The organism is Streptomyces speibonae, assembly GCF_984686075.1.
Map to the genome: position 1 here is coordinate 3,308,903 of NZ_OZ480260.1, position 17,844 is coordinate 3,326,746.

Genomic DNA, 17,844 nt, shown 5'->3' on the forward strand with positions numbered 1-17,844 from the left:
TCACCCTTCCAGGGGCAGCGGCTTCAGGCCGTCGCCTCCCGGAGCACCGCGGTTGTAGAGGAACCCGCTGGTGCGCTGCTCGGCGAGCCGCAGGCGGGAGAGCCGCTCCTCGGAGAGGTCGCCGGGCTTCTCCAGCGACTGCCGCACATCCCGCACCCGGTGGTCCACGACCGCCCCGTCCGCCGGCTTCTCCCCGGGCTGGAGCTCGGGCGGGATCTCCACCAGGGTCGTACGGTGGCGGGCGCTGACGTCCCACCCGTCCGCGGTCTCCCGGAACTCGAACCAGCCGATGACGCCCTCCTCGGTGATCCCGGCCGGGGAGGAGTGCCGGGCCACCTGGTTGCCCAGGCTGTAGGCGACCCAGGTGTTGCCGACCTTCTGGATCGGCTGCACGACGTGGGAGTGGTGACCGATCACGAGGTCGATCCCCGTCTCCTCACTGAGCCACTGCGCCAGGTTCAGCTGCGCGGTGCTGGGCTCGTTGTAGTACTCGGCACCCCAGTGCACGGAGAGGATGACGACCTCGGCGCCCTTCTCACGGGCGCGGGCCTCGGCCTTGCGGATCGCGGACGAGCTGGTCTTGTTGAGGATCCAGGGCTTGTCCTCGGGCGTGGGGTGGACGAAGGACTCCCAGGAGTAGGACAGGTGCGCGACCTTGACGCCCTTGACCTCCCGGATGTTGATCTTCTCGGCCTCCTTGGCCGTCCGCGCCGACCCGGTGTGCCCGAGCCCCAGCTCGTCCAGGGCGTCCAGGGTGTTGCGCACACCCTTCATGCCGTGGTCGTAGGTGTGGTTGGACGCCGTGGAGCAGGTGTCGTAGCCCACGTCCTTGACCGCGGTGAGAATCTGCGGCGGCACCAGGAACTCCGGGAATCCCTCGAAGGGCCCCTCGGGCTTCCCGACGGGGGTCTCCATGTGGCAGATCGCCAGGTCCGCCTCGCTGATGACAGGCTTGACCCCGGCGAGCAGCGGCCGGAAGTCCAGTCCCGCCTCGCCCTCGCCGGTCTCCTTGGCATCCCTGGCCGCCTGCTCGATCAGCTCGGGGTGGATGAGGATGTCACCCGCCGCGGCCACGGTGAACGAGCGCCCGCCGGCCTCGGCCTGCGTCTCGGCCACGGCGGAGCCGCAGCCGGCGAGGAGAGACATGGCGGCCACCAGAGTCGCCGGGGTACGACCCATGCGGAGAGGCTTACGAAATGTCACCGGAACATGTTCACATGCCACGCATGCGTAACCCTCGTTTCACCATCACGAGACAATCACACTTTATTCTCGTTCTTGCCCTGTTGCTTCTGCCGCTGGCCCTGACGTCCTGCCAGAAAGCGTCCCGGTCCCCGTCGAAGGACACCGACCCCAGCGCCCGTGAACTGGTCGATCTGCGCGGCCATGTCCTGAACTACGCGGAGGAACTGAGCCCGGACGGCCCCTACTCGGCGCCCGACGAGGAGGAGCGCGCCCAACTGGCCGAGGGCGTGGGCAGATTGCTGGAGGGTGACGCGCGGGAGGCGGAGCGGCTGCTCGCCCCGATCGGCCTCGGCGTGACGCGGCTGACCGACACCGCGACCGGCCGCCGCTACGACGAGATCGCGGCCACCGGAGAAGAGAGCACGTCCTGGGGACGGCTGTACGTGACCGCGGACTCCCGCCTCCGCTGGAACGCCCAGGTGCCGCACCCTGTGGCCGACCGGGACACCGAGGCCCTCGGCGTACGGCTCCTGGAGGACGTCCCCGGCGGTGCGCTGGTGCTGGCCGGCGCCCACCGGCGGGCGGGGCCCGGGGACGCCGCCGATGTCGCCCACCGCGAGGACAGCGCCTTCCACACCGTCGTCGTGGAATTGCAGCAGCGCGGCGTGCCCGGCGTGCAGCTGCACGGCTTCGCCGAGTCCACCGCGGACCACGACGCCGTCGTGTCCACGGGGGCCGTCGAGAGCGCGCCCGAGGAGGTCTCCGCGCTGGCCGACCGCATGGAGGCGGACGGGCTGCGGGTCTGCCGGGGATGGTCGGCGCGGTGTCCGTTGGAGGGCAAGCAGAACGTCCAGGGACGGTCGGCGCAGCGGGAACACGCCATCTTCGTCCACCTGGAGCTGGCCCCCTCCGCCCGGGGCGACGGCCGGGACGCCGAGGAGGCCGCGGACGCCGTGTCCGGACTGCTCTCCCGGTGGGCGCAGGACTGAGCGGTCCGGATCAGCAGCAGCGGTCCGCCGGCAGCGACCGCTTGTTGCGCGCCTCCCTGCTGCGCGCCGCAAGCAGCTCGTCGGCCGGGTAGCCGACCTCCTCCAGGGTCAGCCCGTGCGGGCGTACGACATGGACGGCGGAGTCCCGCACGCCCGCCGCGAGGACCTTCCCGGGCCAGTCCGGCGGACGGTGGCCGTCGCCGACGAACAGCAGCGCGCCGATCAGCGAGCGCACCATGTTGTGACAGAAGGCATCCGCCCGGACGGTCGCCGTGATGATCCCGTCCGCGCCCCGCGCAAGGCTCAGCTCCTGGAGCGTGCGGATGGTCGTCGCGCCCTCGCGCCGCTTGCAGTACGCGGCGAAGTCGTGCTCCCCCAGCAGCCCGCGCGCCGCCTCGTTCATGGCGTCGACGTCGAGCGGCCAGTCGTGCCACAGGACGTGACCGCGCAGCAGCGGGTCCACTCCCCCGGGGTTGTCGGTGACCCGGTAGGCGTAGCGCCGCCAGATCGCCGAGAACCGGGCGTTGAAACCGGGGGGTGCCTCCCGCAGCGCCCACACCCGTACGTCCATCGGCAGCCGTCCGGCGAGCCGCTTCAGCAGCTTCGGGTGGTGCTCGGCCCACACCTCCCGCTCCAGATCGACGTGCGCGACCTGCCCCCGGGCGTGGACACCGGCGTCGGTCCGCCCGGCCACGGTCAGCTCGTACGTCGTCCCGCCGGACCGTGTCACGGTCCGCAGCGCGTCCTCGATCTCCCCCTGCACGGTCCGCCGGCCCCCGGCCTGCCTGGCCCAGCCGGAGAACTCGGTTCCGTCGTAGGACAGGTCCAGTCGGACCCGTACGAACCCGGGCTGTACGTCGTCACTCACACCGCGATCCTCTCACCCGCACGCGGACACGAAAGCGGGCCCGCCCCCCGGAAGGGACGGGCCCGCTCTCGGCAAGCGCCTCAGGCGTCCTTGGACTCGTCGTCCTTGGTCTCCTCGGCCGGGGCCTCGACGGCCTCGTCCTTCTTGAGGGCGTCTTCCTTGACCGCGCGCTTCGTCGCGGCCTCGGCCTCGCCGACCGCCGACTGCTGCACGGTCAGCGCCTCGACCAGCTCGATGACGGCCATGGGCGCGTTGTCGCCACGGCGGTTACCGATCTTGGTGATGCGGGTGTAGCCACCGGGACGGTTCTCGTACCGCGGGCCGATCTCGGTGAAGAGCGTGTGGACGATGCTCTTGTCCGTGATGACCTGGAGCACCTGACGGCGGTTGTGAAGGTCGCCCTTCTTCGCCTTGGTGACCAGACGCTCGGCGTAGGGACGCAGCTTGCGCGCCTTCGCCTCGGTGGTGGTGATGCGGCCGTGCTCGAAAAGCGCCTTCGCGAGGTTCGCGAGCATCAGCTTCTCGTGCGCGGCGCTGCCGCCCAGACGGGCACCCTTGGTGGGCCTCGGCATGATGTATCTCCTGTGTGTCTGCCCCGGCCGTATCAGGTACCGGAGTCAGTATCCGAGCAGGCGGTCGCCTGTCGGAGATCCAGAGCCTTCCGGCTCCGGAAGCCCCGGGCCCCCGAAGGGGCGCGGGGAACTGCGCAATCAAATACGGCGATCCCGCAGCGGGGAACCGGCATCCGGTCCCGGACTCAGTACTGCTCGGTCTCCACGAAACCCGCGTCCGCGTCGTCGTCCGCCCCGAACGCGTCCGCCGCGGCGGTGGGGTCGAACCCGGGAGGCGAGTCCTTCAGGGCCAGGCCCATACCGGCCAGCTTCGCCTTGACCTCGTCGATGGACTTCGCACCGAAGTTGCGGATGTCGAGCAGGTCCGCCTCGGAACGGGCCACGAGCTCACCCACGGAGTGGATGCCCTCGCGCTTGAGGCAGTTGTACGACCGAACGGTGAGCTCCAGCTCCTCGATCGGCAGCGCCAGGTCGGCGGCCAGGGCGGCGTCCGTGGGCGACGGGCCCATGTCGATGCCCTCGGCGTCGATGTTCAGCTCGCGGGCGAGACCGAACAGCTCGACCAGGGTCTTGCCGGCGGAGGCCATGGCGTCACGCGGACGCATCGCCTGCTTGGTCTCGACGTCGACGATCAGCTTGTCGAAGTCGGTGCGCTGCTCGACACGGGTCGCCTCGACCTTGTAGGTGACCTTGAGGACCGGCGAGTAGATCGAGTCGACCGGAATGCGACCGATCTCCTGGCCGACCTGCTTGTTCTGAACAGCCGAGACGTAACCGCGGCCACGCTCGACCGTCAGCTCCATCTCCAGCTTGCCCTTGCCGTTGAGCGTGGCGAGGACGAGGTCGGGGTTGTGCACCTCGACACCGGCCGGAGGCGCGATGTCGGCGGCGGTGACCAGACCCGGGCCCTGCTTGCGCAGGTACATCACGACCGGCTCGTCGTGCTCCGAGGAGACGACCAGCTGCTTGATGTTGAGGATCAGGTCGGTGACGTCCTCCTTGACGCCCGGCACGGTGGTGAACTCGTGCAGGACGCCGTCGATGCGGATGCTGGTGACAGCGGCACCGGGGATCGACGACAGGAGGGTGCGGCGGAGGGAGTTGCCGAGGGTGTAGCCGAAGCCCGGCTCCAGCGGCTCGATCACGAACCGGGAACGGAATTCGTCGACGACCTCTTCGGTCAACGAGGGACGCTGAGCGATCAGCATGTGTGGATCAGATCCTTCTTTCGTGGACGCCCGCTATTTGACGTCCGACGGAAACCGCACCCGGTGAAAAGTGCGGGTACTGCAAGGGTACGGGCGATACGGCCGTTACGGACCGTACCGCCCGGAACCACAGGAAGCCGTTGCCTCAGACGCGGCGGCGCTTCGGCGGGCGGCAGCCGTACTGCGACATTGCGGGGGACGACCCCCGCACCCCCGGCAGGGGGCCGACCAGCGCGGCCGTTGCCTCAGACGCGGCGGCGCTTCGGCGGGCGGCAGCCGTTGTGCGGGGTCGGGGTGACGTCCTGGATGGAGCCGACCTCGAGGCCCGTGGCCTGCAGGGAACGGATCGCGGTCTCACGACCGGAGCCCGGGCCCTTGACGAACACGTCGACCTTGCGCATGCCGTGCTCCTGGGCGCGGCGGGCGGCCGACTCGGCGGCCATCTGCGCGGCGAACGGCGTGGACTTCCGCGAGCCCTTGAAGCCGACGTGGCCGGCGGAGGCCCAGGAGATCACGTTGCCGGACGGGTCCGTGATGGAGACGATCGTGTTGTTGAACGTGCTCTTGATGTGCGCGTGGCCGTGAGCGACGTTCTTCTTTTCCTTGCGGCGCACCTTCTTGACGGCGCCCTGACGTCCCTTGGGGGGCATCTATTTACTCCTACGGGAGGTGGTCGGTCCTGCAGCGAAGACCGTGGACGGGGTCCGCTGAGGACTACTTCTTGCCCGGCTTCTTCTTGCCGGCGATGGCGCGACGCGGGCCCTTGCGGGTACGCGCGTTGGTGCTGGTGCGCTGACCGCGGACGGGCAGACCGCGACGGTGCCGCAGACCCTGGTAGGTGCCGATCTCGACCTTGCGGCGGATGTCGGCCTGGATCTCGCGACGGAGGTCACCCTCGGTCTTGATGTTGTTGTCGACGTACTCGCGGATCGCGACGAGCTGCTCCTCGGAGAGGTCGCGGACGCGGGTGTTCGGGTCGACGCCGGTGGCGGCCAGCGTCTGCTGCGAAAGGGTCCGGCCGATGCCGAACACATAGGTGAGGGCGATCTCCACGCGCTTTTCGCGCGGGATGTCAACACCGGAAACGCGTGCCATTCAATGGCTCCAGTTGATTGTCGGAGGTCTTCCACAGGACCGGATCCCAGCCGCCGTACCAGGTACGAATGGGTCCCCGGCCTCCGAGCCGGGGGTGTCGAGCCAAGGTCGGCTCGGGCCCTGCGTATGAACATGTGTTGCTCGCGTCGCGCGAAGTTCTGCGGGAGGCGCAGAGGGTGGATCAGTGCTGCGGTCAGCCCTGGCGCTGCTTGTGGCGCGGGTTGTCGCAGATGACCATGACCCGGCCGTGACGGCGGATCACCCTGCACTTGTCGCAGATCTTCTTGACGCTCGGCTTGACCTTCATGGGATGTGAGGTTCTCCGGGTCAGTGCCATCACCCCGGCGGACCGGGGCGCGGGCAAGATCTACTTGTACCGGTAGACGATCCGGCCACGCGTCAGGTCGTACGGAGACAGCTCCACCACGACCCGGTCGTCAGGGAGGATGCGGATGTAGTGCATGCGCATCTTGCCGCTGATGTGTGCCAGGACCTGGTGGCCGTTCTGGAGCTCGACCTTGAACATGGCGTTCGGAAGAGACTCGACGACAGTGCCCTCGATCTCGATGGCACCTTGCTTCTTGGCCACGCTTCGCCCTTCGAATCGACTACCTTGATCGACTCCGGCGTGCACCGTGTGAGTACATGCAGACATGCGGGTGCACAAGAGCCGACGAGTCAGTCTACGTCAGCGCACCCGGAAAGACGAATCGAAGAAGTCTGCCCCACGGGACTGATCCTTAACCGAGAGGATCGGGGCGGCCGTGATTCCCATCTCCGCGAGCTCGGCCCTGCCGCCGACCGACCCCGGACGCCGGCCTCCGGCCGGCGGGCCACCCGGGACCGACCTCAGCCCAGCGGGTCCGGCGCCGCCGTGATCCCCATCCCCGCCGGCTTGGCCTTGCCTCCGACCGACCCCTGACGCCGCTCTCGCGAACTCGGCGCCGGGGCGCCTCACAGGCTTCCAGCGGCTGCGCCGACCTCCAGCCGGCGGGCCGCCCGGGACCGACCTCAGCCCAGCGGGTCCGGCGCCGCCGTGATCCCCATCTCCGCCAGCTTGGCCTTGCCTCCGTCGGGGGCCGTCAGGACCAGCGGTCCCTGCTCGGTGAGGGCGACGGAGTGCTCCCAGTGCGACGACCAGGTGCCGTCGGTGGTGATCACGGTCCAGTCGTCGGAGAGGACCTCGGTCTTCGGGGTGCCCAGGGACACCATCGGCTCGATGGCGAGGCAGAAGCCCGGGACCAGCCGGGGGCCCTTGCCCCGCTTGCGCTCGACGTAGTTCAGCAGGTGCGGGTCCATGTGCATCTCGGTGCCGATGCCGTGGCCGCCGTAGTCCTCGATGATCCCGTACTTGCCGCCGCCCGGCTTGGGCTGCCGGCGGATGTACGTCTCGATCGCCCGGGAGACGTCGACGAGCCGGTTGCCCTGCTTCATCGCCGCGATACCGGCCCACATCGACTCCTCGGTCACCCGGGACAGCTCGATCAGCTCCGGGGAGTGCCCGGAGCCGACGAACGCCGTGTAGGCGGCGTCGCCGTGCCAGCCGTCGACGATGGCGCCGCAGTCGATGGAGATGACGTCGCCGTCCTTGAGGACGACGTCGTCGGAGGGGATGCCGTGGACCACCACCTCGTTCACGGATGTGCAGATCGTCGCCGGGAAGCCGCCGTAGCCGAGGAAGTTCGGCTGGGCACCGTGCTCGGCGAGCACCTTGCGGGCGACCTGGTCCAGGTCCCTGGTCGTGGCCCCGGGCACGGCGGCCTCACGCGTGGCCGCATGGATGGCGGCGACGACCAGCCCCGCCTCACGCATCTTGGCGATCTGCTCAGGGCTCTTGATCTGCACCATGGGGACGACGGCCTTTCCGGGACCAGGAGGGATGACGGACGCTTCCAACGATAAGGGCGACAGGGGCCCGGCAGGCCGCAGCCGCGGCTCCCTGGCACGGGAACCGCGGCTGCGGCCGTCAAGAACACACCACTACCCGCGCTGCAGCGCCTCCAGCGCCCGCCCGGTGACCTCGTCGACCGGCCCCATCGCGGAGATGGTCACGACGAGCCCCTGGGCCCGGTAGTAGTCGATGATCGGCTCGGTCTGCGTGTGGTAGACCTCGAGCCGCGTGCGCACCGTCTCCTCGGCGTCGTCGTCGCGCTGGTACAGCTCGCCGCCGCATGTGTCGCACACGCCCTCCTGCTTGGGCGGGCTGTACGTCACGTGGAACACGTGCGACGAGTCCTTGCGGCAGACCCGGCGCCCGGCGATCCGCTTGACGACCTCGTCCTCAGGGGCTTCCAGGTCGAGCACGGCGTCCAGCTCGATGCCCTCGGTCTTCAGCAGCTCGTCCAGCGCCTCGGCCTGCGACACGTTGCGCGGAAAGCCGTCCAGCAGGAAGCCGCCCTCGGCGTCGGGCTGCTCCATACGGTCCTTGGCCATGGCGATGGTGACCTCGTCGGGGACGAGATTGCCCGCGTCCATGTAGGACTTCGCGAGCTTCCCGAGCTCGGTCTGCCGACTGATGTTGGCGCGGAACAGGTCACCTGTGGAGATGTGCGGGATGCGCAGTTTCTCGGCAAGGCGGGTGGCCTGCGTACCTTTGCCAGCACCCGGCGGCCCGACGAGGACGATTCGCATCAGCGGAGGAACCCTTCGTAATTGCGCTGCTGGAGCTGGCTCTCGATCTGCCTCACCGTCTCGAGACCCACACCCACGATGATCAGGATGCTGGTCCCGCCGAACGGGAAGTTCTGGTTCGCCCCGAAACCAGCCAACGCCATTGTCGGCACGAGAGAGATCAGGCCCAGATACAGCGAACCCGGCCAGGTGATCCGGTTGAGTACGAAGCTCAGGTACTCAGCGGTCGGTCGGCCAGCCCGGATGCCCGGGATGAAGCCACCATACTTCTTCATGTTGTCGGCGACTTCCTCGGGGTTGAAGGAGATCGCGACGTAGAAGAAGGCGAAGAACACGATGAGCAGGAAGTACAGGATGATGTGCGGCGTCGCGCCCGGGTCCGCCAGGTTCTTCTCCACCCAGGTCTTCCAGCCGGCGTCCCCGCTGGAGAACTGCGCCACCAGCGCCGGGATGTAGAGCAGCGACGCGGCGAAGATGACCGGGATCACACCCGCCTGGTTCACCTTCAGCGGGATGTAGGTCGAGGTGCCGCCGTAGGAGCGGCGGCCGACCATCCGCTTGGCGTACTGCACCGGGATCCGGCGCTGGGCCTGCTCGACGAAGACGACCAGGCCGACCATGACGAAGCCGACCAGCATGACGGTGCCGAACTCGATCCAGCCGTCCGCCAGGCTGCCCTGCTGCTTGATGGCCCACAGGGCGGAGGGGAAGGTCGCGGCGATCGAGATGAACATCAGGATCGACATGCCGTTGCCGATGCCGCGGTCGGTGATGAGCTCACCGAGCCACATGACGGTGGCCGTACCGGCGGTCATGGTGACGACCATGGTGATGGTCACGAAGATCGACTGGTCGGGAACGATCTGACTCGCGACCGGGCAGCCCTGGAACAGGGCGCCGCTGCGGGCGGTGGCCACCAGGCCGGTGCCCTGGAGGATGGCGAGCGCGACGGTCAGGTAGCGGGTGTACTGGGTGATCTTCGCCGTACCGGCCTGGCCCTCCTTCTTCAGGGCCTCCAGACGCGGGATCACCACCGTCAGCAGCTGCAGAATGATCGCCGCGGTGATGTACGGCATGATGCCCAGCGCGAAGATCGTGATCTGGAGCAGCGCGCCGCCGCTGAACATGTTGACCAGACCGAACAGACCCGCATTGGCTTCGGCGTTGTCGATGCACGTCTGGACGTTGCGGTAGTCGACGCCCGGAATGGGAACGTTGGTGCCGATGCGGTACACCACGATGATGCCGAGCGTGAAGAGCAGCTTCTTGCGCAGGTCGGGCGTCTTGAACGCCCGGGCGAACGCGGTGAGCACGGTGCCTCCTGCGACCCCCCGCGCAACTGCGTCAAGGGTGACGGTCTTGAGATTCCGACTAAGGACGAATACGTAACGGTCAACTGCCGCCCTGAGTGCCCGCTTGGGGCGCTCGAGGTCAAAGAGCAGCGCAGGCCACCTTACCGGCGACCATGCCCCCCTAGGAACGACCAACCGGGGATACCCCAAATGTGGGGTATCCCCGGCCGGGATCGCTCTACGTCATCAAGACACCTGAGGGGTTCAGACGAGCTCGGTGACGGTACCGCCGGCGGCGGTGATCTTCTCCTTGGCGGAGCCGGAGACGGCGTCGACCGTCACCTGCAGCGCCACGGAGATCTCGCCCTGGCCCAGGACCTTGACGAGGCTGTTCTTGCGCACCGCACCCTTGGCGACCAGGTCCTCGACCGTGACCTCCCCGCCCTCGGGGTAGAGGGTGGCGAGCTTGTCCAGGTTCACGACCTGGAACTCGGTCTTGAACGGGTTCTTGAAGCCCTTGAGCTTCGGGAGGCGCATGTGGAGCGGCATCTGGCCGCCCTCGAAGCGCTCCGGAACCTGGTAGCGGGCCTTGGTGCCCTTGGTACCACGACCGGCCGTCTTACCCTTCGACGCCTCACCACGACCGACACGGGTCTTGGCGGTCTTGGCGCCGGGGGCGGGACGGAGGTTGTGGATCTTGAGCGGGTTCTGCTCCGCCATGATCAGTCGACCTCCTCGACCGTCACGAGGTGGCGGACGGTGTGCACCATGCCGCGGAACTCGGGGCGGTCCTCCTTGACGACCTGCGTGTTGATCCCCTTGAGACCAAGGGAGCGCAGGGTGTCACGGTGGTTCTGCTTGCTGCCGATGTAGGACTTGACCTGCGTAATCCTGAGCTGCGCCATGACCTACGCACCTGCCCCGGCACGCGCACGCAGCAGAGCCGCGGGAGCGACGTCCTCGAGCGGCAGACCACGGCGGGCCGCGATCTCCTCGGGACGCTGCAGGCCCTTGAGGGCCTCCACGGTCGCGTGCACGATGTTGATCTGGTTGTCGGAGCCGAGCGACTTCGACAGCACGTCGTGGATACCGGCGCACTCGAGCACGGCGCGCACCGGACCACCGGCGATCACACCGGTACCGGGCGACGCGGGCTTGAGCAGCACGACGCCGGCAGCCTTCTCACCCTGGATCGGGTGCGGGATGGTGCCCTGGATGCGGGGGACCTTGAAGAAGTGCTTCTTGGCCTCCTCAACGCCCTTGGCGATGGCGGCCGGCACCTCCTTGGCCTTGCCGTATCCGACACCCACGGTGCCGTCACCGTCGCCCACCACGACCAGCGCGGTGAAGCTGAAGCGACGACCACCCTTCACAACCTTGGCGACACGGTTGATCGCGACGACGCGCTCAACGTATGCGGTCTTCTCGGCGGCAGCTGCGCCGCCGTCACGGCCCTTCCGGTCCCGCCGCTCGCCGCCACCGGCACCGCCACCGCGGCGCTGGGGTCCAGCCATTGGAATTACCTCTCTCTGTTTCCGCTAGCTACGGAACCGGCTCAGAACTTCAGTCCGGCTTCGCGGGCGGCGTCCGCCAGAGCGGCAATGCGCCCGGCGTACTGGTTGCCACCACGGTCGAACACGACGGCCTCGACACCGGCGGCCTTGGCACGCTCGGCGACCAGGGCGCCGACCTGCTTGGCCTGCGCGGACTTGTCGCCCTCGCCACCGCGGACGGACGCGTCCAGGGTGGACGCCGACGCCAGGGTGTGACCCTTCAGGTCGTCGATCACCTGCGCCACGATGTGACGGTTGGAACGAGTCACGACCAGGCGAGGACGCTCGGCGGTGCCGGCGACCTTCTTGCGGATCCGGATGTGACGACGCTTGATAGCAGCACGCTTGTAGGCGTCGCCCTTGAGGATCTTCTGCCCGTATGCCATGGCTTACTTACCCGCCTTTCCGACCTTGCGGCGGATGACTTCGCCCTCGTACTTGACACCCTTGGCCTTGTACGGGTCGGGCTTGCGCAGCTTGCGGATGTTGGCCGCAACCTCGCCGACCTTCTGCTTGTCGATGCCCTCGACCGAGAAACGGGTGGGGGCCTCCACCTTGAAGGTGATGCCCTCGGGGGCCTCGACCGTGATCGGGTGGCTGTAGCCGAGGGAGAACTCCAGGTTCGAACCCTTGGCGACAACGCGGTAACCGACACCGCTGATCTCGAGCTTCTTCACGTAACCCTGGGTCACGCCGGTGATCATGTTCGCCACCAGCGTGCGGGACAGGCCGTGCAGGGCCTTGTTCTGACGCTCGTCGTTGGGGCGGGTGACGTTCAGCACGCCGTCCTCACCCTTGGCGATCTCGATCGGCGCCACGACGGTGTGGGTCAGCGTGCCCTTGGGGCCCTTGACCGAGACCGTACGGCCGTCGATGGTGACGTCCACGCCGGCGGGAACCGCGATGGGGAGCTTGCCGATGCGCGACATAGCTGTTTCCTCCGTTCCCTTCCGCTACCAGACGTAGGCGAGGACTTCCCCACCCACGCCCTTCTTGCCGGCCTGCTTGTCGGTGAGGAGCCCGTGCGACGTGGAGATGATCGCCACGCCGAGGCCGCCCAGCACCTTCGGCAGGTTGGTGGACTTCGCGTACACCCGGAGACCGGGCTTGGAGATCCGCTTGATGCCCGCGATGGAGCGCTCACGGTTGGGGCCGAACTTCAGCTCCAGGACGAGGTTCTTGCCGACCTCGGCGTCCTCGACCTTCCAGCCCGTGATGAAGCCCTCCTGCTGGAGGATCTCCGCGATGTGCGACTTGATCTTCGAGTGCGGCATCGCCACGGAGTCGTGGTACGCCGAGTTCGCGTTCCGCAGACGCGTAAGCATGTCTGCGATCGGATCAGTCATGGTCATGAATTGGCCTTCGGCCTCTCTCGCCGGGGTTTCCTGGTGCGCCATCCCTCTCCCCGATCCGAGACGGGACGGGTGCGGCGCGGTGGACCTACGGCGTAGTAAGCAAACATTGGCGGGCAGCCGCCCGCGTGGCGTCCGGGCACGGCAGGCGCCCAACCCCACAAGCCTAAGCCATGCGGAGCGGGGCTCCTGCCGTTCCCCTTGCTTACCGAGAGCCCTGGGAGTCCGGAATTACCGGGACTACCAGGAGCTCTTGGTCACGCCCGGCAGCTCGCCGCGGTGAGCCATCTCACGAAGGCACACGCGGCACAGGCCGAACTTGCGGTACACGGAGTGCGGACGGCCGCAGCGCTGGCAGCGGGTGTAGCCGCGCACTCCGAACTTGGGCTTGCGAGCAGCCTTCGCGATGAGAGCCTTCTTCGCCATCTCGCTCACGCCTCCTTGAACGGGAAGCCGAGGTGACGGAGAAGGGCACGGCCCTCTTCGTCGTTGGTCGCCGTGGTGACCACGGTGATGTCCATACCCCGGACACGGTCGATCTTGTCCTGGTCGATCTCGTGGAACATGACCTGCTCCGTGAGACCGAAGGTGTAGTTGCCACGGCCGTCGAACTGCTTGGGGGACAGGCCGCGGAAGTCGCGGATGCGCGGCAGCGCGAGCGACAGGGTGCGGTCCAGGAACTCCCACATGCGGTCGCCACGGAGCGTGACGTGGGCACCGATCGGCTGGCCCTCACGCAGCTTGAACTGCGCGATGGACTTGCGGGCCTTGGTGACGGCCGGCTTCTGACCGGTGATCGTGGTGAGGTCGCGGATGGCGCCCTCGATCAGCTTGGAGTCGCGGGCGGCGTCGCCCACACCCATGTTGACCACGATCTTGACGAGGCCGGGAACCTGCATGACGTTCTCGTAGGAGAACTGCTCGCGCAGCTTGCCCGCGATCTCCTCGCGGTACTTCGTCTTCAGACGCGGAGTGGTGGTGGTCGTCATCAGATGTCCTCACCCGTCCGCTTGGCAACGCGGATCTTGTTGCCCTCGTCGTCGAAGCGGTAACCGACGCGCGTGACGACCTTGTTGCCGTCCTTCTCCACGACCAGCTGGACGTTGGAGACGTGGATCGGGGCCTCGGTGGTCACGATGCCGCCGGCCTGCGAACCGCGAGCGGTCGGACCGGCCTTGGTGTGCTTCTTGACCCGGTTGACACCCTCGACCAGGACACGCTCGTCGCGCGGGTAAGCGGCAATGACCTTGCCCTGCTTGCCCTTGTCCTTGCCGGTGATGACCTGGACCAGGTCGCCCTTCTTGATCTTCATGCTCACAGCACCTCCGGCGCGAGGGAGATGATCTTCATGAACTTCTTCTCGCGCAGCTCACGGCCGACGGGGCCGAAGATACGGGTGCCACGAGGGTCGCCGTCGTTCTTCAGAATGACGGCGGCGTTCTCGTCGAAGCGGATGTACGAGCCGTCCGGACGGCGGCGCTCCTTGACGGTGCGAACGATGACCGCCTTGACGACGTCACCCTTCTTCACGTTGCCACCGGGGATCGCGTCCTTGACGGTGGCGACGATGACGTCACCGATGCCCGCGTAGCGGCGACCGGAGCCACCGAGCACACGGATGCAAAGGATCTCCTTCGCCCCCGTGTTGTCGGCGACACGCAGTCGCGACTCCTGCTGGATCACGTCTATCTCCTGTTTGTCTGCCGGTTCCCCGGGGGCCGATCACTCGGCCCCCGGAGCCTGGCGGAACTGTCCTGCGGGGAATGCCCCGCAGGAGATTTACTTGGCCTTCTCGAGGATCTCGACGATGCGCCAGTGCTTCGTCGCGGACAGCGGCCGGGTCTCCATCAGGAGGACGCGGTCACCGACGCCGGCGGCGTTCTGCTCGTCGTGGGCCTTGAGCTTGCTCGTGCTGCGGATGACCTTGCCGTACAGCGCGTGCTTCTTGCGGTCCTCGACGGCGACGACGACGGTCTTGTCCATCTTGTCGCTGACGACGATGCCTTCACGCGTCTTGCGGAAGCCACGGGCCTCAGTGTTCGTCTCAGTCACGTTGTTCTCGCTCATCAGGCGTTCTCCACCGTTTCGATGCCCAGCTCACGCTCGCGCATCAGGGTGTAGATCCGCGCGATGTCCTTGCGGACCGCCTTCAGACGGCCATGGTTCTCGAGCTGCCCGGTCGCCGCCTGGAAGCGGAGGTTGAACAGCTCTTCCTTGGCCTCGCGAAGCTTCGCGAGAAGCTCCTCGTTGCCCAGCTCGCGCAGCTCGGACGCCTTGGTACCGGCCGACATCACGCTTCACCTGCCTCGCGCTTGACGATCTTGCACTTCATCGGCAGCTTGTGAGCCGCACGGGTCAGGGCCTCGCGCGCGATCTTCTCGTTGGGGTACGACAGCTCGAACATCACGCGTCCGGGCTTGACGTTGGCCACCCACCACTCCGGGGAGCCCTTACCGGAACCCATGCGGGTCTCGGCCGGCTTCTTGGTGAGGGGGCGGTCCGGGTAAATGTTGATCCAGACCTTGCCGCCACGCTTGATGTGACGGGTCATCGCGATACGAGCCGCCTCGATCTGGCGGTTCGTCACATACGCCGGGGTCAGCGCCTGGATGCCGTACTCGCCGAACGCGACCTGCGTGCCGCCCTTGGACATGCCGGTGCGCTTGGGGTGGTGCTGCTTGCGGTGCTTGACCCTACGGGGGATCAGCATGTCGGTCAGGCCTCCGTTCCGGTGCTCTCGGCCGCCGGAGCAGCGGCGGGAGCCTCGGCCTTGGGGGCCTCGGCGGCCGGAGCCTGCTGCTGCGGCTTGCGACCGCGACCGCCACGCTCGCCACCGCGGCCACCACGGGCCGGGCGGTCGGCACCGCCACGGGCCGGGCGGTTGCCGGCGCGGGCAGCGGCGTTCTCGGCGCGGACCTCGGCGATGTTCTTGACGTCGCCCTTGTAGATCCAGACCTTCACACCGATGCGGCCGAAGGTCGTCTTGGCCTCGAAGAAGCCGTAGTCCACGTTCGCGCGGAGCGTGTGCAGGGGCACACGGCCCTCGCGGTAGAACTCCGAGCGGGACATCTCGGCGCCGCCGAGACGGCCACCGCACTGGATCTTGATGCCCTTGGCGCCCGCCTTCATCGCCGACTGCATGCTCTTGCGCATGGCGCGGCGGAAGGAGACGCGGGAGGAGAGCTGCTCGGCGACGGCCTGGGCCACCAGCTGGGCATCCGTCTCGGGGTTCTTGACCTCGAGGATGTTCAGCTGGACCTGCTTGCCCGTGAGCTTCTCGAGGTCACCGCGGATGCGGTCGGCCTCGGCGCCGCGGCGGCCGATGACGATGCCCGGACGAGCGGTGTGGATGTCCACCCGCACGCGGTCACGGGTGCGCTCGATCTCGACCTTGGAGATGCCGGCGCGCTCCATGCCGGACGTCATCATCCGGCGGATGGCGACGTCTTCCTTGACGTAGTCCTTGTACAGCTTGTCGGCGTACCAACGCGACTTGAAGTCGGTGGTGACACCGAGCCGGAACCCGTGCGGGTTTACCTTCTGGCCCATTACCGGGTTCCTTCCTTGCTGCTGACGACCACGGTGATGTGGCTGGTCCGCTTGCGGATCCGGTAGGCACGGCCCTGGGCGCGCGGACGGAACCGCTTCAGGGTCGGGCCCTCGTCGACGTAGGCCTCGGAGATGAAGAGGCTGTCGACATCGGTGTGGTCGTAGTTGTGCGCGGCGTTGGCGATGGCGCTGTCCAGCACCTTGCCGACCGGCACGCTCGCGGCCTGCGGGGCGAAACGCAGGACCGCCTGAGCCTCCGTGGCGTCCATGCCACGGATGAGGTCCACCACGCGGCGGGCCTTCATGGGCGTGACGCGGATGTACCGCGCCTGGGCCCTGGCTTCCATGGTTGTCCCTTCAGTGTCTGTCATGGTCGATTGCACCCCGCCGACTAGCGGCGCTTCGACTTCCGGTCGTCCTTGACGTGGCCCCGGAAGGTGCGGGTCGGCGAGAACTCGCCGAGCTTGTGGCCGACCATCGACTCGGTGACAAACACCGGGATGTGGGTCTTGCCGTTGTGCACCGCGATCGTGTGGCCGAGCATCGCCGGGACGATCATCGAGCGGCGGGACCAGGTCTTGATGACGTTCTTGGTACCGGCTTCGTTCTGGGCGTCCACCTTCTTGATCAGGTGGTCGTCGACGAAGGGTCCCTTCTTCAAGCTACGAGGCATCTCAACCCGTCCTTAGCGCTTCTTGTTCGTCTTGCGGCGGCGGACGATGTACTTGTTCGACGCCTTCTTGGGCGAACGAGTACGGCCTTCCTTCTTGCCCCACGGGGACACGGGGTGGCGACCACCGGAAGTGCGGCCCTCACCACCACCGTGCGGGTGGTCAACCGGGTTCATGACGACACCGCGGACGGTCGGGCGCACGCCCAGCCACCGCTTGCGGCCCGCCTTGCCCCAGCTGATGTTGCTCTGCTCGGCGTTGCCGACCTCGCCGACAGTGGCGCGGCAGCGGACGTCGACCAGGCGGATCTCGCCGGACGGCATGCGCAGGTGGGCCATCTGGCCCTCCTTGGCGAGCAGCTGCACCGAGGCGCCGGCGGAGCGGGCGAACTTGGCGCCGCCGCCGGGACGCAGCTCGATGGCGTGCAGCGTCGTACCGACCGGGATGTTGCGCAGGGCAAGGTTGTTGCCCGGCTTGATGTCGGCCCCGGGACCGTTCTCCACGCGGTCGCCCTGCTTCAGGTCACGCGGCGCGAGGATGTAGCGCTTCTCGCCGTCCGCGTAGTGCAGGAGCGCGATGCGCGCGGTGCGGTTGGGGTCGTACTCGATGTGCGCGACCTTCGCCGGCACGCCGTCCTTGTCGTGACGACGGAAGTCGATCACGCGGTAGGCGCGCTTGTGGCCACCGCCCTGGTGGCGGACGGTCACACGACCGGAATTGTTACGGCCGCCCTTGCTGTGCAGGGGGCGGACCAGCGACTTCTCCGGCGTGGACCGCGTGACCTCGACGAAGTCGGCGACGCTGGAGCCACGACGGCCCGGAGTCGTCGGCTTGTACTTGCGGATACCCATTGTCTCTCAGTCCTCGGAAGTGATTCCG

The 17,844-nt window shown here is 67.7% G+C and carries 29 protein-coding genes; 1 reads left to right on the forward strand and 28 read right to left on the reverse strand.

What is annotated here, in order from left to right; all coding sequences use genetic code 11:
* On the reverse strand, positions 1–1,179 hold the full coding sequence (locus AC5L3C_RS14665) for a CapA family protein (RefSeq protein WP_493649388.1): 1,179 nt from the start codon (positions 1,177–1,179) through the stop codon (positions 1–3).
* 107 nt (positions 1,180–1,286) lie between these two features.
* Between AC5L3C_RS14665 and AC5L3C_RS14670 the strand changes: the two genes are divergently transcribed.
* The gene (locus AC5L3C_RS14670; RefSeq protein ID WP_493649389.1) at positions 1,287–2,174 is read left to right on the forward strand and encodes a hypothetical protein; all 888 of its coding nucleotides are present in this window, start codon (positions 1,287–1,289) and stop codon (positions 2,172–2,174) included.
* A gap of 10 nt (positions 2,175–2,184) precedes the next feature.
* Here the strand turns inward: AC5L3C_RS14670 and truA are convergent, their stop codons facing one another.
* The 27 genes from truA to rplB all read right to left on the reverse strand — a co-directional run bounded on the left by truA (position 2,185) and on the right by rplB (position 17,816).
* Entirely contained in the window at positions 2,185–3,042 is an 858-nt protein-coding gene (gene truA, locus AC5L3C_RS14675) for a tRNA pseudouridine(38-40) synthase TruA (RefSeq protein WP_493649390.1), read from the reverse strand.
* An 80-nt stretch (positions 3,043–3,122) separates the two neighbouring features.
* Positions 3,123–3,614: a 50S ribosomal protein L17 gene (rplQ, locus tag AC5L3C_RS14680; RefSeq protein WP_125504720.1), complete on the reverse strand. Its 492-nt coding sequence runs from the start codon at positions 3,612–3,614 to the stop codon at positions 3,123–3,125.
* A gap of 185 nt (positions 3,615–3,799) precedes the next feature.
* Positions 3,800–4,822, reverse strand: coding sequence for a DNA-directed RNA polymerase subunit alpha (locus AC5L3C_RS14685; RefSeq protein ID WP_003966937.1), 1,023 nt, complete (start codon positions 4,820–4,822; stop codon positions 3,800–3,802).
* A 245-nt stretch (positions 4,823–5,067) separates the two neighbouring features.
* Positions 5,068–5,472: a 30S ribosomal protein S11 gene (gene rpsK, locus AC5L3C_RS14690; RefSeq protein WP_017949643.1), complete on the reverse strand. Its 405-nt coding sequence runs from the start codon at positions 5,470–5,472 to the stop codon at positions 5,068–5,070.
* A gap of 64 nt (positions 5,473–5,536) precedes the next feature.
* On the reverse strand, positions 5,537–5,917 hold the full coding sequence (rpsM, locus tag AC5L3C_RS14695) for a 30S ribosomal protein S13 (protein ID WP_004984507.1): 381 nt from the start codon (positions 5,915–5,917) through the stop codon (positions 5,537–5,539).
* Between the two features lie 193 nt (positions 5,918–6,110).
* Positions 6,111–6,224, reverse strand: coding sequence for a 50S ribosomal protein L36 (rpmJ, locus tag AC5L3C_RS14700; RefSeq protein ID WP_003974245.1), 114 nt, complete (start codon positions 6,222–6,224; stop codon positions 6,111–6,113).
* Positions 6,225–6,284: 60 nt separating this feature from the next.
* Positions 6,285–6,506, reverse strand: coding sequence for a translation initiation factor IF-1 (infA, locus tag AC5L3C_RS14705; RefSeq protein WP_003948620.1), 222 nt, complete (start codon positions 6,504–6,506; stop codon positions 6,285–6,287).
* 422 nt (positions 6,507–6,928) lie between these two features.
* Complete coding sequence (gene map / locus AC5L3C_RS14710) at positions 6,929–7,765, reverse strand: type I methionyl aminopeptidase (protein ID WP_125504721.1); 837 nt, start codon at positions 7,763–7,765, stop codon at positions 6,929–6,931.
* Between the two features lie 132 nt (positions 7,766–7,897).
* The gene (locus tag AC5L3C_RS14715) at positions 7,898–8,548 is read right to left on the reverse strand and encodes an adenylate kinase (protein ID WP_125504722.1); all 651 of its coding nucleotides are present in this window, start codon (positions 8,546–8,548) and stop codon (positions 7,898–7,900) included.
* Positions 8,548–9,861 carry a preprotein translocase subunit SecY gene (gene secY / locus AC5L3C_RS14720; protein ID WP_493649391.1) on the reverse strand — a complete coding sequence of 438 codons (1,314 nt, stop codon included), beginning with the start codon at positions 9,859–9,861 and terminating at the stop codon, positions 8,548–8,550. The genes AC5L3C_RS14715 and secY overlap by 1 nt, the downstream gene beginning before the upstream one ends.
* A gap of 243 nt (positions 9,862–10,104) precedes the next feature.
* Positions 10,105–10,560: a 50S ribosomal protein L15 gene (gene rplO / locus AC5L3C_RS14725; RefSeq protein ID WP_125504724.1), complete on the reverse strand. Its 456-nt coding sequence runs from the start codon at positions 10,558–10,560 to the stop codon at positions 10,105–10,107.
* 2 nt (positions 10,561–10,562) lie between these two features.
* Positions 10,563–10,745, reverse strand: coding sequence for a 50S ribosomal protein L30 (gene rpmD / locus AC5L3C_RS14730; RefSeq protein ID WP_004927226.1), 183 nt, complete (start codon positions 10,743–10,745; stop codon positions 10,563–10,565).
* 3 nt (positions 10,746–10,748) lie between these two features.
* Entirely contained in the window at positions 10,749–11,354 is a 606-nt protein-coding gene (gene rpsE, locus AC5L3C_RS14735) for a 30S ribosomal protein S5 (protein ID WP_004927232.1), read from the reverse strand.
* 41 nt (positions 11,355–11,395) lie between these two features.
* The gene (gene rplR / locus AC5L3C_RS14740; RefSeq protein ID WP_004927235.1) at positions 11,396–11,779 is read right to left on the reverse strand and encodes a 50S ribosomal protein L18; all 384 of its coding nucleotides are present in this window, start codon (positions 11,777–11,779) and stop codon (positions 11,396–11,398) included.
* 3 nt (positions 11,780–11,782) lie between these two features.
* Positions 11,783–12,322, reverse strand: coding sequence for a 50S ribosomal protein L6 (rplF, locus tag AC5L3C_RS14745; protein WP_033272455.1), 540 nt, complete (start codon positions 12,320–12,322; stop codon positions 11,783–11,785).
* Positions 12,323–12,346: 24 nt separating this feature from the next.
* Complete coding sequence (gene rpsH, locus AC5L3C_RS14750) at positions 12,347–12,745, reverse strand: 30S ribosomal protein S8 (RefSeq protein ID WP_004984520.1); 399 nt, start codon at positions 12,743–12,745, stop codon at positions 12,347–12,349.
* A 240-nt stretch (positions 12,746–12,985) separates the two neighbouring features.
* Entirely contained in the window at positions 12,986–13,171 is a 186-nt protein-coding gene (locus AC5L3C_RS14755) for a type Z 30S ribosomal protein S14 (protein WP_003948630.1), read from the reverse strand.
* A gap of 5 nt (positions 13,172–13,176) precedes the next feature.
* Positions 13,177–13,734 carry a 50S ribosomal protein L5 gene (gene rplE, locus AC5L3C_RS14760; protein ID WP_006130773.1) on the reverse strand — a complete coding sequence of 186 codons (558 nt, stop codon included), beginning with the start codon at positions 13,732–13,734 and terminating at the stop codon, positions 13,177–13,179.
* The gene (gene rplX / locus AC5L3C_RS14765) at positions 13,734–14,057 is read right to left on the reverse strand and encodes a 50S ribosomal protein L24 (protein ID WP_053674523.1); all 324 of its coding nucleotides are present in this window, start codon (positions 14,055–14,057) and stop codon (positions 13,734–13,736) included. Before rplX ends, rplE begins: the two co-directional genes overlap by 1 nt.
* A gap of 2 nt (positions 14,058–14,059) precedes the next feature.
* On the reverse strand, positions 14,060–14,428 hold the full coding sequence (rplN, locus tag AC5L3C_RS14770) for a 50S ribosomal protein L14 (RefSeq protein ID WP_003998823.1): 369 nt from the start codon (positions 14,426–14,428) through the stop codon (positions 14,060–14,062).
* A 96-nt stretch (positions 14,429–14,524) separates the two neighbouring features.
* Complete coding sequence (gene rpsQ / locus AC5L3C_RS14775; protein WP_023587024.1) at positions 14,525–14,812, reverse strand: 30S ribosomal protein S17; 288 nt, start codon at positions 14,810–14,812, stop codon at positions 14,525–14,527.
* On the reverse strand, positions 14,812–15,036 hold the full coding sequence (gene rpmC / locus AC5L3C_RS14780) for a 50S ribosomal protein L29 (RefSeq protein ID WP_007494763.1): 225 nt from the start codon (positions 15,034–15,036) through the stop codon (positions 14,812–14,814). The genes rpsQ and rpmC overlap by 1 nt, the downstream gene beginning before the upstream one ends.
* Positions 15,036–15,455, reverse strand: a complete 420-nt coding sequence (gene rplP, locus AC5L3C_RS14785) for a 50S ribosomal protein L16 (protein WP_125504725.1) — start codon at positions 15,453–15,455, stop codon at positions 15,036–15,038. The genes rpmC and rplP overlap by 1 nt, the downstream gene beginning before the upstream one ends.
* A gap of 5 nt (positions 15,456–15,460) precedes the next feature.
* A complete protein-coding gene (gene rpsC / locus AC5L3C_RS14790) occupies positions 15,461–16,294 on the reverse strand; it encodes a 30S ribosomal protein S3 (protein WP_125504726.1) in 834 nt (277 codons plus the stop codon).
* Complete coding sequence (rplV, locus tag AC5L3C_RS14795) at positions 16,294–16,641, reverse strand: 50S ribosomal protein L22 (protein ID WP_006130776.1); 348 nt, start codon at positions 16,639–16,641, stop codon at positions 16,294–16,296. Before rplV ends, rpsC begins: the two co-directional genes overlap by 1 nt.
* 44 nt (positions 16,642–16,685) lie before the next feature.
* Complete coding sequence (gene rpsS / locus AC5L3C_RS14800) at positions 16,686–16,967, reverse strand: 30S ribosomal protein S19 (protein ID WP_010036728.1); 282 nt, start codon at positions 16,965–16,967, stop codon at positions 16,686–16,688.
* 12 nt (positions 16,968–16,979) lie between these two features.
* Entirely contained in the window at positions 16,980–17,816 is an 837-nt protein-coding gene (rplB, locus tag AC5L3C_RS14805) for a 50S ribosomal protein L2 (RefSeq protein WP_125504727.1), read from the reverse strand.
* Positions 17,817–17,844 lie beyond the last annotated feature (28 nt).